Source organism: Mycobacterium sp., from assembly GCF_040509115.1.
Lineage (GTDB): Bacteria > Actinomycetota > Actinomycetes > Mycobacteriales > Mycobacteriaceae > Mycobacterium.
The window spans coordinates 1-13,620 of sequence record NZ_JBEVLO010000262.1; the positions used below are offsets into that span (position 1 = coordinate 1).

13 protein-coding genes are annotated in these 13,620 nt (G+C 65.4%); 8 read left to right on the forward strand and 5 right to left on the reverse strand.

Features of this window, described 5'->3' with window-relative positions:
- Positions 1–249: alpha/beta fold hydrolase (locus ABW137_RS17665; protein ID WP_526402275.1), on the reverse strand; the 249-nt coding region annotated here is incomplete at its 3' end.
- 11 nt (positions 250–260) lie between these two features.
- On the reverse strand, positions 261–1,349 hold the full coding sequence (locus tag ABW137_RS17670; RefSeq protein ID WP_526402277.1) for a cupin domain-containing protein: 1,089 nt from the start codon (positions 1,347–1,349) through the stop codon (positions 261–263).
- Positions 1,350–1,685: 336 nt separating this feature from the next.
- Here ABW137_RS17670 and ABW137_RS17675 point away from each other — a divergent pair, with 336 nt between their 5' ends.
- Both ABW137_RS17675 and ABW137_RS17680 read left to right on the forward strand, forming a co-directional pair.
- Positions 1,686–2,648 carry an alpha/beta hydrolase gene (locus ABW137_RS17675; protein WP_526402279.1) on the forward strand — a complete coding sequence of 321 codons (963 nt, stop codon included), beginning with the start codon at positions 1,686–1,688 and terminating at the stop codon, positions 2,646–2,648.
- Positions 2,645–5,413 carry a helix-turn-helix transcriptional regulator gene (locus ABW137_RS17680; protein ID WP_526402281.1) on the forward strand — a complete coding sequence of 923 codons (2,769 nt, stop codon included), beginning with the start codon at positions 2,645–2,647 and terminating at the stop codon, positions 5,411–5,413. The genes ABW137_RS17675 and ABW137_RS17680 overlap by 4 nt, the downstream gene beginning before the upstream one ends.
- On the opposite strand, the gene ABW137_RS17685 is transcribed toward ABW137_RS17680, so the two are convergent.
- Positions 5,403–6,425 (reverse strand): alpha/beta hydrolase, encoded by a 1,023-nt coding sequence (locus ABW137_RS17685; RefSeq protein ID WP_526402283.1) that lies wholly within the window; start codon positions 6,423–6,425, stop codon positions 5,403–5,405. The two genes, ABW137_RS17680 and ABW137_RS17685, sit on opposite strands and share 11 nt — an antisense overlap.
- A 119-nt stretch (positions 6,426–6,544) precedes the next feature.
- Here ABW137_RS17685 and ABW137_RS17690 point away from each other — a divergent pair, with 119 nt between their 5' ends.
- Genes ABW137_RS17690 through ABW137_RS17700 form a run of 3 tightly spaced genes read left to right on the forward strand, consistent with a single transcriptional unit; the run spans position 6,545 to position 10,367 of the window.
- On the forward strand, positions 6,545–8,797 hold the full coding sequence (locus ABW137_RS17690) for a xanthine dehydrogenase family protein molybdopterin-binding subunit (RefSeq protein ID WP_526402285.1): 2,253 nt from the start codon (positions 6,545–6,547) through the stop codon (positions 8,795–8,797).
- Positions 8,794–9,366: a (2Fe-2S)-binding protein gene (locus tag ABW137_RS17695; RefSeq protein ID WP_526402287.1), complete on the forward strand. Its 573-nt coding sequence runs from the start codon at positions 8,794–8,796 to the stop codon at positions 9,364–9,366. The genes ABW137_RS17690 and ABW137_RS17695 overlap by 4 nt, the downstream gene beginning before the upstream one ends.
- Positions 9,363–10,367 carry an FAD binding domain-containing protein gene (locus ABW137_RS17700; RefSeq protein WP_526402289.1) on the forward strand — a complete coding sequence of 335 codons (1,005 nt, stop codon included), beginning with the start codon at positions 9,363–9,365 and terminating at the stop codon, positions 10,365–10,367. The genes ABW137_RS17695 and ABW137_RS17700 overlap by 4 nt, the downstream gene beginning before the upstream one ends.
- Before the next feature lie 133 nt (positions 10,368–10,500).
- Here ABW137_RS17700 and pyrE read toward each other — a convergent pair whose 3' ends face one another.
- Positions 10,501–11,022: an orotate phosphoribosyltransferase gene (gene pyrE / locus ABW137_RS17705; RefSeq protein WP_526402291.1), complete on the reverse strand. Its 522-nt coding sequence runs from the start codon at positions 11,020–11,022 to the stop codon at positions 10,501–10,503.
- Positions 11,023–11,220: 198 nt separating this feature from the next.
- Between pyrE and ABW137_RS17710 the strand changes: the two genes are divergently transcribed.
- Complete coding sequence (locus tag ABW137_RS17710; RefSeq protein WP_526402293.1) at positions 11,221–11,394, forward strand: hypothetical protein; 174 nt, start codon at positions 11,221–11,223, stop codon at positions 11,392–11,394.
- Between the two features lie 5 nt (positions 11,395–11,399).
- Entirely contained in the window at positions 11,400–11,990 is a 591-nt protein-coding gene (locus ABW137_RS17715; protein ID WP_526402295.1) for an AAA family ATPase, read from the forward strand.
- Between the two features lie 95 nt (positions 11,991–12,085).
- Here ABW137_RS17715 and ABW137_RS17720 read toward each other — a convergent pair whose 3' ends face one another.
- Positions 12,086–12,829 (reverse strand): SDR family NAD(P)-dependent oxidoreductase, encoded by a 744-nt coding sequence (locus ABW137_RS17720; protein WP_526402297.1) that lies wholly within the window; start codon positions 12,827–12,829, stop codon positions 12,086–12,088.
- Between the two features lie 119 nt (positions 12,830–12,948).
- Here ABW137_RS17720 and ABW137_RS17725 point away from each other — a divergent pair.
- Positions 12,949–13,620, forward strand: a 672-nt coding sequence (locus ABW137_RS17725; RefSeq protein WP_526402299.1) for a LysR family transcriptional regulator, incomplete at its 3' end; no start/stop codon positions are given.

A 13,620-nucleotide genomic window follows, 5' to 3' on the forward strand; every position in this document is an offset into this window, starting at 1 on the left:
GTCGTAGTGCGACAGTGCGTCGCCCATCATGCCTTGCCGCCACCAGTTGTCGATGATCGCCTGCGACGGCTCGACGCCTGGTTTGTCGTAGTTGTAGAACGGGCCCGAGGGCAGCGCCCGGTAGAACTCCGACCGATTGGCCCAGTCATCGGAGGACAGTGGCCAGCCGTGGCTGAACACGATCGGCTGCCCCGACCCCCAATCCTTATAGAAGATCTCGGTGCCATCGGTGGTGGTGATGGTGGCCATGGCGGTTCTCCCTACGTCTTGGTCGGTGGTGGTGGGTCAGTGGGGCCGGCGGCGGTGGCGTCGACGGGGTTGATGCGACCGACCACCAGTGGGTCGGCAGGGGTGAACGGGAACTGCGGCAGGTCGTCGATGTGGGTGTCGAACGCTGCTGCCAGCACCTGGCGGGTGTAGGCGCTCGCCGACGCCCGATAGCCGATGTCGGCGGGGAAGGGTTGGTCGAAGAAGATGAGGAAGTGCCAGTCTTCGGCACCGATGTTCTCGATGTGGTGGGGGTAGGCGGTCGGGATGAAGTACATGTCGCCAGCGGTCAGCGTCCAAGTATCCAGCGTGCCAGTAGGATTCATCACCGTCATGCGGGCATCACCGGAGCGGACGTAACCCATCTCGCCGGTGATCGGGTGCCAATGCGGTTCGCGCATACCGTCTTCGGTGACGCGCAACGAGTACATCGACATGTTCGTCAGCGCTGGCCAGAATTGGTCTCGAGCGAAGCGAGCGTTGCCGGTGGCGTAGTTCAGTCCCGGCGCTTGGGCCTCGATGTCGAATTTGTGGGGGTCGTCGAAGTGGGCCGACGCGGGGATGTCGGGATCGCCCACCCGCCGGGCGAGTTTGTGATCGGTGGTGTCTCGGCGGATCTTGGCTACGTCCGAGGTGGGCAGATCATAGGTGTTGCCCAACACTGCGTCGCTGAACGCCCCGAATGTTGCCCCGAAACCGAAGTCTTCCGGCCGTTCGTTGCGGAAGGCAATGATGAATTCGGCGACGTCAGCGCCAAGGTTCTCGATGTGGTGCAGCGAGCCGGAGTCGATGTGGAACATCTGGCCGGCGGTGACGATGAAGTTTGCGAACCTGCTGTGGTTGTCGAGCACCGACACCAGCGCGGTCCCCGACACGCAGTAGGTCAGTTCATTGGCGTTGGCGTGCCAATGTGGGGTCCGCATGGCACCGGGGTTGAGCACCACCCGTTTGATCGACAGGTTCTTCAAGATGGGCAGGTTGTCGACCGTCACGCGACGCATCGACCCGAGGTCGTTCTCCTCAACGATTTCGCCGTTGAGCAGTGAGATTGCGTGACTGCCGCGAGCAGCGGATGTGGTCATACGGCCCTCCTGGTGTGGCGAGTTCGCCCCTGGTCGACGACACCACGGTGTGTCGTGGACGCTGGCGGTGATCGACGGCGCCGGCAGCGGTAGTCCCGCAGGTACTGCTACCCGCCATTGACCTGCCCACCGGTGCCGCGATGCACTGGGTATGAGTGTCGGTGTGGGCGAACCACCCGTCATCAGTCGAGTGACTGATGACGGGGCGCTCACGCGTTGCCATGATCACAACCGAGCTGTTTCGTCGATGGGCACTTACGATCGGGTGTCGACACGTCCAGTGTGGAAAGGATGACGCGGTGCCCCGCCGCCGCGTCCGGGCAGCGAGGCGACCGAGTGAGTTCTGATCGACTACCCGGCGGCGTGGTTCTCGATCCAGCGGCCGCCGATCTGATCGAGGCGATGCGCACACCACCAACGCTGCGCGACATGGGTCCTCACGACGGGCGGTTGGCGCTGCGCGAGGCTCAGCGAGCCAGTATCGATTGGCCCGGAACCGAGGCGCAATTTCACACCGCTGAGGTGGGCCCGTCTGGGCTGGTGGGATTCTGGATCGTTCGACCGATCGGCATGCAGGTACCGCTGCCGGCAGTGCTCTATCTTCACGGCGGCCGATGGATGTTCGGTGACGCGGACACCCATGCAGCGATCATCGGCGAGTTCGCGCTGCGTTGCCAGGTGGCGGTAGTGGTTCCGGAGTACACCCGCACCCCCGAAGCCCGTTATCCGGTTGCCCTCGAAGAGTGCTACGCCACCCTGCAGTGGGTGCACGCCAACGCAGGAAGCCTAGGCCTGGATGCCCAGCGGTTCGCGATCGCCGGCGACTGCTCCGGGGCGACGCTGGCGATCGCGGTGACGATGGTGACGAAGTCTCGTGGTGGGCCGCGGCTTCGCGGACTACTCGTGTACTACCCACCCACCGACGCGCTGTGTCGGTCGCAATCGCATCGGACCTTCGCGTCGGGATATGTGATCAGCAGCGCTGAACAGGCGTGGCACTGGGATCAGTACTGCGACGAGGACGTCCAATCCCCCACGGTTTCACCGCTTTACGCCACCCACGACGATTTGGCCGGGCTGCCTCCAACCATGGTCGTCACCGCCGAAGCCGATGTCGTGCGAGACGAAGGCGCGGACTTTGCCGTCAAACTGCGCCGCGCGGGTGTCGAGGTGACTGCAGTCCGGTACCTGGGCGCGGTGCACGACTTCGTGGTTCTCACGCAGCTCGCCGACAGCCCACCGACCCGCGCGGCCCTCGCACAGGGAGCGCAATTCCTCGTCGAGGTGCTCTCCCGATGAGCATCGAAGACGCGGTGCCCCCCATCGGCCGCAGCGAGGTGATCTCGGCGCTGGCAGCGGTTGCCCGAGGTGCTTCCGCACCGCCGGCAGTCCTCGTCGTGGGCGAGGCGGGGATGGGAAAGACGACCCTGCTGCACCACGTCGTTGCCCACACCGACCACGGCGCGAAGGTCTTGAGTACGGCTGGCACGTCCTGCTCACCGTTGCAGGTCCGGATCTCGACGCTGCTGTGGCCATTACGCGAGCACAGCGCCGAACTTCCCCGACCGCTCCGGGACGCGTTACACGACGTCTTCGACGGCAGAGCGAGCGCGTCGTCGTCACCGCACCTGCTCGCCGACGCGGTGGCTGCGCTGTTCAACGCGGCCCGCTGCCCGATACTGCTGGTCGTCGATGACATCGATCAGGTCGATTCCGAGACCCGCGACATCCTGCTCTTGATCGCCGGTCAGCTAACAGGGACACAGGCCAGAGCTTTGCTCACCGCGCGGCGGCGCGACACCCTCGGCGGTGTCGCCCGATCGATCACCACGTTCGACGTAGGGCCGCTTTCAGCGGCGGCATCCGCCGAGCTGCTCGACACACAACTCAACCAACCCGACCGCAGCATGCGGGGCGAGCTCATCCGCTGGGCTCGCGGCAATCCGCTGGCATTGCTCGAATACGCACGTGCGTATGCCCGTACCCAGGCCCGGACCTTCCACGGTGTGACGATGACCGAGTGGGGGGACGCCCACCACCCGGTGTTCGTTGATCAAATCGCCGCTTTGCCTGCCGATACCCGCAAGCTGCTGCTGGTCGCTGCGGCAGCGACCGGCGACGAAACCATCGATGCGATCACCCAGGCCGCCGGTCATGGAGACGATTTCACCGCTTGGCAACCCGCGCGCGCCGCTGGGGTCGTCGAATTCACCGACGCCCGCCACGTGGTCTTTGCCAACGCGATACTGCGGTCGGTCGCTTACGCCGACGGCGACCTGGGCATGCAACGTTGCGCCCACCTCGCGCTCGCTGACATCCCTGGGATCAAGGCCAACCTGCGTGCCTGGCATCTCGCCGCAGCCGCACCCGAACCCGACGAGACGATCGCCGCGGCCTTGGAGGAGTCGGCGATCGCGTCGGCGCACGGGGGCATGGAATTGGAACTCGCCCGTGGCCTGCAGCGTGCCGCCGAAATGAGTCCGCAGCGCCGCGATGCTGCCCGGCGTTACGCCCAAGCCGCCAGCGCGGCGAATTTCGGCGGAGATCCCGGGTGGGCGTTGGCACTGACCGAAGTTCCGCTCACCGAGTCAGGCGAGCCAGATGTCGTTGGGTTCGCATCACTGACGCGCGCATCGATCCAACTGCAGTACGGACGTCCCGACGAGGCCTTCGAGACGATTCGCACTGCGCTCGACGGGTGTCGGCCTCGCGATGCCCACCTGCAGCTGGCACTGGTCTACGCCGCGGCTGGCGTCTCTTTCTACACCGGAGACCTCGATCACCGCCGACATCTGGCGCGGTGGCTGGAGCACACCCCCAATCCGGCTGTGGCGAGCTCATTTTCGCTACCCTTTCCCATCGTCGTCGCCCCGCTGCAACGGGCTTACGTCACCATGTACGCCGAGACTGCAGCATCGTCGGGCGCGCGACCTGACTCATTCGACCGCGTATGGCTGCGTCCCGAGCCCGACGCCGTGGCCAATACGGCCCGACAGCTCATCGCCGGGGCGATGGCCTATTCGACCGAGCACACCGCAGTCGCAGCAAGTGAACTCGGCAGCGCCCTCGACGACGTGGCCAAGCTCGCCCGACTTCGTGGGTTCGCCTTCGCCCTAGCGCCCTTGTCGTGGGCGTTGCTCGACACCGGCCGGTGGGCCGAGTTGGACCGACTGCTCACCGCGGTCAGCTCAGTCAGTGCGGTACACGAGTTCGTGTTGGTGGATCGCGAGATCGCAGCCTGCACAGCACAATTGAACGCCTTCCGTGGTGACGTGGCGGCCGCTGCGACGGCGATGTCTTGCGCCTACGCGACGCCACCGGGGGCGGCCCCACCGACCAAGGCCACCGAGGTCGCTCTGATGCGGGCGTCGGGATGGATGGCCATCGCCGGCGGCGACTTCGACGAGGCCTACCGCCGATTCCGGGCTACCTTCCTCAGTAACGCCGACCCGGCTCACTTCGTAGTGTCCTACCGCGCCGTAGCCGACTTGGCGTGGGCGGCGGCGCGCTGCGGACGAGCCGAGGAGGCGGAGCCGCTCATCGCCAAGATCGGTCGCCGGGTGATGGTCACGCCGCCGACCCGGATCCGCTTGCTGCAACATCAGGCACTCGCACTCATCACCGTCGGACATCGCGCCGAACACCATTACAAGCTGGCTGTGTTCGACCCAGCCGGGGAGCAGTGGCCGTTGGACCGGGCGCGGGCACGGTTGCATTACGGGGAATGGCTGCGCCGCGCACGTCGGCCCACGGAGGCCAGGATGTTGCTCAGCGCCGCGTTGGAGGTGTTCGACCGTCTCGGCGCCGAACCGCTGGCCGAGGTCGCCCGTAACGAGTTGCGTGCGGCGGGAGTCGTCTCGTCTAACGCGCCACCACGAGATGCGTTGCAGGCGTTGACCGCCCAGGAACGTCAGGTCGTGGAGATGGCGGCCTCCGGCCGGACCAATCGGGAGATCGCCGAGCGGCTGAAGATCTCGCCGCGCACGGTGGCCTCACACCTCTATCACGTGTATCCGAAGCTTGGCGTGACCCGCCGACACGAGCTGCGCGAGTTCACGGCTTGAACGGTGGCAGACGCCGGTCACCGGGATCATCGAGGGCGTCTAGCAGACTGGACGCGGCCTGGGCGGTAGCCGCTTTGGCCGCGCCCGAGTGCTGCAAGTCGGCGAGCACCACGAAGTCGTGGATGGTTCCCTCGTAGCGCACCGCCGCAGAGGCTGCCCCCACTGCGCGCAGCCGCTGCGCGAGAGCCTCCCCCTCATCACGCACGACATCGGCCTCGGCGGTGATGATCAATGACGGCGGAAACCGGGCCAAGTCAGCCGTGTCGGCGCGCAGCGGAGATACGGTGGCCTGCTCACGGTCGGCTGGGGTTGGGGCGTACTGGTCCCAGTACCACTGCATCGCGTCGCGCCGCAGACCGTAGCCCTGCGCGAACATGCGATAGGACTCGGTGGAGAAGTCGGCGTCGGTGACCGGAGTGAACAGCACCAGCTGGCGAAACTGAATCACGTTGCGCTGCAGATCCATCAACACGGCCGCCAAGGCGAGGTTGGCACCCTCGGAATCGCCAGCGACGGCCACGCGGGTGGGGTCCAACCCGTGCCCAGCCCCGTGGGAGACGATCCATAGCGCCGTCTCGTAGGCCTGCTCCGCGGCCACGGGGTAGCGCGCCTCAGGTGCCCGGGTGTACTCCGGAAAGATCACCGCCGCACCGGTACGCAAGGCCAGTTCACGCACGATGCGGTCATGCGTCTGTGCGTCTCCGGTGACCCACCCGCCGCCGTGCAGATAAAGCACCGCCGCCAAGGGGCCTGCAGGCTGCGTCGGTGCGACGATGCGGACGCGCACGCAACCATGGTCGGCGGTTTTCACCGTCACCCAGCGCTCCGCGAGCAACGGGACCGGTGTGCTGGGGTTCTGGCGTTGCATCTCGACAAATGCCGAACGCTGGGCGTCGACCGATTCTGCGGTGACCAGCGGGCGGGTACGCGCCGCCACCACAAAGGCTTGGGCGGCAGCGTCCAAGGCGACCCGATGCGGAGCGTCCGACCCGCCGTCACCCCCTTCAGACATCAACACGTCGTTCAGTGTGGGCCAACCCGAATCGGTACCCATCAGTCACCTGACTGATGACATCCGGCGCGCCCAACGGTCACCCTATGAACGGTCACGGAGATGAAGGGGCACAGCCTATGGCGACGGCATCCAACAGCGTGGGACAGCCGGTCAACCGTGTCGACGGCCGGGAGAAGGTGACCGGGCTGGCACGCTACACCGCCGACGTCGTGGTGCCCGGACTTGCCTATGCCGCCCTGGTCCAAACGGAGATCCCCCACGGCAGCGTCACCGAGGTGTCGCTGCGCCGCAGCGCCGACCTAGTAGGCCAGGCGCCCGGCGTCCTATACGTGCTCACACCGCTGAATTGTCCTGCGCTGAAGCAGTTGCCGCGAGAAATGACCTTTGATCTGCCGTTGGAGCGGCGTCCCCCGCTATCAGATCTAACCGTCCAGCACGTCGGCCAGCACCTGGCCATGGTCGTCGCCGACACCCTGGAGAACGCGACCGCCGCAGCAGCGTTGTTCGCGGTGGACTACGACCGGCTGCCTGCGCAACTGACAGCCCGGTCCGTCCTGGACCACCCGGCGGTGCCAGAGGACAAGGACGGCCTGATCCGTCACGGCAGCTACCTGCCGGACCACTTCGTCAAACTCGACGAGGAGAAGCTCCAGGATCACCGCGGTCAACCCCCTCGTCTGGACGACGCGACCCACCGCGTCGAGTCGCGCTACACCACGCCCATGAATGCGCATTACCCGATCGAGTTGTCGGCAACGATCGCGCACTGGAACGGCGACCAGTTGACTGTCCATGACAGCACGCGGTGGATCGCCGGCGAACGGGCAGCGCTGGCAGCCTATCTCGATATCTCTGAGGACCAGATCCGCATTCTGTCGCCGTTGGTGGGGGGCGCCTTCGGATCCAAGAGCTTCCTCTGGATGCACGTTGTCATGTGCGCGGTCGCGGCCCGAGCCGTCGGCCGTCCGGTCAAGGTCGTCCTCACCCGAGATCAAATGTTCACCTCCACTGGCCACCGTCCCCGCACCGAGCAAGACGTGACCCTGATCGCCGCGGGCGACGGCCAAATACTGAGCACCGAACACCACACCCTGACGGAGACTTCAACAGTGGCCCACTTCTGTGAGCCTGCCGGTCTTTCTACGCGCTTCCTCTACACGTCGCCGCATCTTGAGGTGTCCCACCGCGCGGCACGGATCAATGCGCCGACACCATGTTTCATGCGCGGCCCCGGTGAAGCGCCGGGTCTGTTCGCCCTCGAGGTCGCCATTGACGAGCTCGCCCAGCGCGTCGACCTCGACCCGCTGCAACTACGGATCCGCAATCACACCGACCTCGACCAGGCCAGCGGCAAGCCGTGGTCGGGCAAGCATCTTCTGCAGTGCTACCAGGAGGGTGCCCGCCGGTTCGGCTGGAACGACCGCCACGCCGCGCCGCGGTCCATGCAACGCCACGGCATTCAGGTGGGCTGGGGCATGTCAACGGCGACGTACCCCGGTCGACGCATGCCCGCGGGATGCCAAGTGGTCACCGATGCTCACGGTCACGTGCAATTTTGTTCGGCCACACACGAAGTCGGCAATGGTGTGCGCACCGTCATGACACAGCTAGCGGCCGATGCCACCGGGCTGCCCCTTGATCGGGTGAGCTTCCTGTCCGGCGACTCACACTTCCCGGTGGCCCCTTACAGCGGTGCATCACAGACCACGGCTACAGTCGGCTCCGCGGTGTTCGCCGCTGCCGCCGAATGGAAGCGACGCTTCCTTGCCGCCCTGATCGACGACCGGGACTCTCCGCTCTTCGGCGCCGACCCAGCCGCCGTGGACCTCAGCACCGTGGATGCTGGGACCGCAGCGGCCTACCGCGACGAGTTGAGCTTCTCGGCCAGCAGTGACGCCGGCGACCAGAGCGCGAAGGCCTTCCAATCCTTTGGCGCACACTTCTGTGAGGTGGAGGTCGACGAACACATCGGACGGGCCAGTGTCACCCGTTGGGTCGCGGTGATGGACTGTGGGCGCGTGCTCAACCCGAAGCTGGCCCGTAACCAGGTCATGGGCGGCATCACGTTCGGGCTGGGCATGGCACTGCTCGAACACATCCCCTACGACGATCCCACCGCACTGCCGATCGGCGAGTACTACCTGCCCACCCACGCCGATCGCCCCGACTTCGACATTTGCTTCCTCGAACACCCCGACTACGGACTCGATCCGATCGGTGTGCGCGGCATTGGTGAAATCGGTACGTGTGGTGTCCCCGCAGCAATCGCGAACGCCATCCATCACGCCACGGGCAAACGACTGCGTGACCTTCCGATCACGCTGGAAGACCTGATGATTCCCTACCAGCCATGGAAAGGAGTGCCGTGAAGGGCGACTCGGTCGACCACCAGATCGACGCGGCTCCCGAGCGTGAACTACACCTACGCATCAACGACGAGGCCCACCACGTCACCGCCGACATCCGTTCGACACTTCTCGACGTGCTTCGTGAGCGGGTGCACCTGACCGGAACCAAGAAGGGGTGCGATCACGGCCTGTGCGGAGCCTGCACCGTATCGGTGGACGGCGAGCGAGTGGTCAGTTGCCTCACCCTGGCCGCCTCCATCGACGGCTCCGACGTCCTCACCATCGAAGGAATCAGCCAGGACGGCGACCTGCACCCCCTGCAACAGGCATTCGTCGACTGCGACGGATTCCAGTGTGGCTACTGCACCCCCGGACAGATCTCCTCGGCCCACGCCTTACTCGCCGAATTCCAGCGCGGCGACCTGAGCATGGCTACCTTCGACGGCAACCGTGACGACGTGCTCACGGGCTGCTCACGACTAACCCATACTGAGATTCGAGAACGCATGGCCGGGAACATCTGTCGCTGCGGCGCCTATGCCAACATCGTTGATGCCATCGCGGTGGCCGCGGAAGGTCAACCGTCTTGAAGACCTTCGACTTCCGACACGCCGAGACCATTGACGACGCCATCCAAGCCGCCACCATGCCCGGCGCGAAGTATCTCGCCGGCGGAACCAACCTCATCGACTTGATGAAAGGCGGTGTAGAACAACCCACCTCGTTGATAGACCTCAGACGAGTCGGACTTACCTCCATCGCCGCCACCGACGCCGCAGGCGTGTTCATCGAAGCCGGTGTCACCAACAGTGCCCTGGCGAATCACCCGCTGATCCGCACCCACTACCCGGTGGTGTCGCAGGCAATCCTCAGCGGTGCCACCACGCAGCTGCGCAATATGGCTACTACTGGCGGAAATCTCCTTCAGCGCACCCGATGCCCTTACTTCATGCAAACCGCATTCTCCGAGTGCAACAAGCGCACACCGGGCAGCGGGTGCGCGGCACGCACCGGATTTCACCGCGAGCACGCCATCTTCGGCGCCAGCGAGCACTGCGTAGCCATTCACCCGTCAGACATGGCCGTCGCCCTCGCGATACTCGACGGTGTTGTGCACGTGCAGAACTCGGGGGGCCGACGTAGCATCCCGATCGCGCGGTTCTTCGCGCATCCCGGCAACACCCCCGATGTCGACAACACGCTCGAACCCCACGACCTGATCCTCGGCATCGAACTACCGCCATCGGTCTTCGCCGACCACTCCTGGTATCTGAAGGTCCGCGACCGCCATAGCTACGCATTCGCACTTGTATCCGTCGCCGTCGGTTTGCAGATCGAAGACGGGGTGATCACGGCCGCCGCCATCGCACTCGGCGGGGTTGCCGCCGCACCATGGCGTCTGTACGACGCCGAATCCAGTCTCATCGGACGCCGTCCCGACGCGCAGGCCTTTCACGCAGCTGCCGACACCGCGATGACCGGCGCCCAACCTCTCCCCCAGAATGCGTTCAAGGTCGACCTCAGTCGCCACAGCATCGTCCGAGCACTGAACCTGGCTGCGGTCGACCGCTCCGGCGAGGCCTCCCATTGACGTCGCAACGCAACCCGAGCTGCTGGCCGCGCTAGGAACTGTCGAGCCAGCTCACCGTGAGCGCTTTCAAGATCGCGGAAATCAGTCGATTGAGATGCCGGCACCGGCAGCAAGTCCGTACGCGATCAAGGTCTCAGCCCTCTTGGTGGACCGCATCCAGATCTGAGCGCCTAAGTACCGGATGAACGGAGATCGCTACGTCATCGAGGGCAGACGGCAGTCCGTCGCTCCGATCGATGGCGCACACGACCGAAGCGACTTCGGCGCCCTGGGCCCGGAGGGACAACGCGGCCTGTCGAACCGCACCACCAGTGGTTATCACGTCTTCGATCAACGTGACCCTCCGTCCGGCGATATCGATGACTCCCTCCGCCATTCGTTCGGTGCCATACTCCTTCGCCCGTTTCCGAACGAAAAGCGTAGGCAGACCGTTCAGCTGGCTGACCACCGTCGCCAAGGGAACCCCGCCCAGTTCTAGACCGCCGAGAAGGTCCGTTCCGCGCGGAATCAACGAGACCATCGCCTCGGCTACCCGCCTGAGTAGCTTCGGATCAGATTCGAACAGGTATTTGTCGAAGTACTCGTCCGACGTCAGCCCTGATCGCAGGGTGAACCTCCCTGACAAGCGGCAAGCAGCATCGATGTCGGCGGCCAACTCACGTCGATTCACCCTGCCATCGTCGCACCAGGGGCGACCGGCACGGTGGCCGGCGACCTACCTAGTAGTTTGGAGGCCTTCACATCGAGAATGGATGTGATCGACCTCGTTTCTGGTAACGAGACGGTGAGGTATCGGATGCTGTTCGTACTTGCATTGTGTCACTGGGCATTTGACGAGTCGAGTTTCCATCGGATGGAGCTAGCGCATTCGGTGGCCAACGTGGCATCGTGCCGGCGGGCGACCAAGGCCGGGTTTCGCGCGGAACGCGTCCGGCGGGAAGCGGCGCGGCATCCCGACGGCTGGCACGACATGCACCAGCGCGCTCTGCTAGCCGGCGACCAAGCCCGCGCCGCCCGGGCCCTCTGAAGGCGATGACCGCGCTTTTCGGCCCTCTGGACCGTCTTCCACCCACGACTCGACGCATCCTCGTCACCGGGTCCTCGGGTGCGGGCAAGAGCACCCTGCGGGAGACGATCAGCACCATTCTGCACCTGCCCACCGTGGAGATCGACTCACTTCACCACGGACCCAACTGGACACCCAGCCCCACCTTCGCCGCCGACGTCGACCACTTCACCTCGCGACCCAGCTGGGTCATCGAATGGCAATACTCGCAGGTGCGGTCTTTGCTCCTCGACCGCGCCGACACCCTGGTCTGGCTAGACCACAGCCGCTGGACGGTCACTCACCGCGTCGTACGCCGCACGCTGCGACGGCGCGTTCGCCGAATCGAACTATGGAATGGAAATCACGAGCCGCCGCTGCGAACGATCTTCACCAATCGCGATCACATCGTGCGGTGGTCGTGGCGTACCCACCGGAAACGTCAACGCGAAGCCCTCGACGTCGCCCACCGAGCCGGCGGTCCCCGCGTCGTGCGCCTCACCGGGCAAACCCAAGTCGACACCTGGATACGGGGGCCGCTACAACAGCTGGCCCACCGCGACCCGAACGCCGAATGAGGTATCCCGGGCCTAGAACCTGTCTTCCGCTCCAGGCCGCCTCCGACGGTCAGCTGAGTTCGGCGCACGAGACCAAGCGCCGCAACCGCCGGTGCTCAGAGCTGTGAGCCGCCACCATCGACGGGGAATTCCGCGCCCGTCGTGTACGTGGCGTCGAACGCCAGGAACGCGACGGCTTTGGCAACCTCGCTCGGCTCGCCGAAGCGCAACATGGGGTTCTCCGAGGTCATCTGCGCCTTGGTCTGTTCGGCAGCCTCTTGCGGCATCGACCTGTCGAGGATGCCGGTGTCGATCGGCCCAGGGCTCACCGCGTTGACCCGTATTCCGCGGGGGAGCAACTCGCGCGCGAGGCTGCGGGTCATCGAGCGCAGGGCCGCCTTGCTCGCTGCGTACGCGCTGATCATCGGAATGCCCAGTACATTGGCCACCGATGTGGTGAGCACGACGCCGCTCCCGGAGCTCAGTAACGGGGCCAGCTTCTGCACCGTGAAGTAGGGACCTTTGGCGTTCACGGTGAGCAGCTCGTCATAGACCTGCTCGCTCATCTGCTCGAAGGGCACGAAGTTGGTCACCCCGGCATTGACGAAAATCGCGTCGAGTGACCCGAATTCGGCTCCAGCCCGTTCGGCCAGCGCATCGATGTCCGGCAGTGACGCCATGTCGCTTCGGACCACCACCGCGCTGGCCCCGAGTCGTTCGCCTGCGGCGTCGAGGGTGGATTGGGTCCGTCCGGTGATCACGACGCGCGCACCCTCGTCGACGAACAATTGCGCCGCGGCGAGACCCAAGCCGCTACTTCCGCCAGTGATCACTATCTTCTTGCCGTCGTACTCGCCCATCTCGGACTCCTTCCGCTCGCAACGTTTGCACCGTCGAGTCAAGGGCGGATCACCCTCGGCGTCCAAGACCGGTTTCGCACCCCGTCATGCCGGATCGGCATGACGCGTAGGCTCGAGGAATGTCGGAAGTCGTCGAATTCCCCGTCGATATCGACCTCAGCGCAGACCTCGATCTGCGGTTGGTTCGGTATTTCACGGTGGTTGCGGAGCACCTGAACTACGGTCGGGCCGCCGCCGCGCTGCACGTGGCACAGCCGGCACTGAGCCGTCAAATCCAGCGCCTGGAAAGCCATCTCGGCGTACGCCTGTTCAACCGCACGCCGCAGGGCAGCAGCCTCACCGAGTCAGGTCGAGCCTTCCTCCCGCAGGCGCGCGCACTGCTCCACGACGCCCGACGAGCCACACTCGCTGCGCGCTCCGCCACGGCGCCGCACGCGATTGTCATCGGGTTCGTCGAAGACCTGATCATCACCCCTGCGGTGCACAACCTGCGCCGCCGTCACCCCGACGCAGACATCAGCACCCGTCACCTAGCCTGGACCGACCCGCGCGACGCACTCCTGGAACATCGCGTCGACGCGGTCATCGCGCGCATGCCTTTCCCGTTTCCGACGGACGGCCTGAACATCACGGTGCTCTATGACGAACCGCGGATGCTCGTCGTCCCGGCCTTCCACCGGTTGGCGGGGAAGGAGTCGGTGGTCGTCGACGATTTCGCCGCCGACGAACTCGTCCCATGCCCCGTCACCGCACCCGGTGACTGGAGCGCGTTCTGGCGGCTGGAACCACGC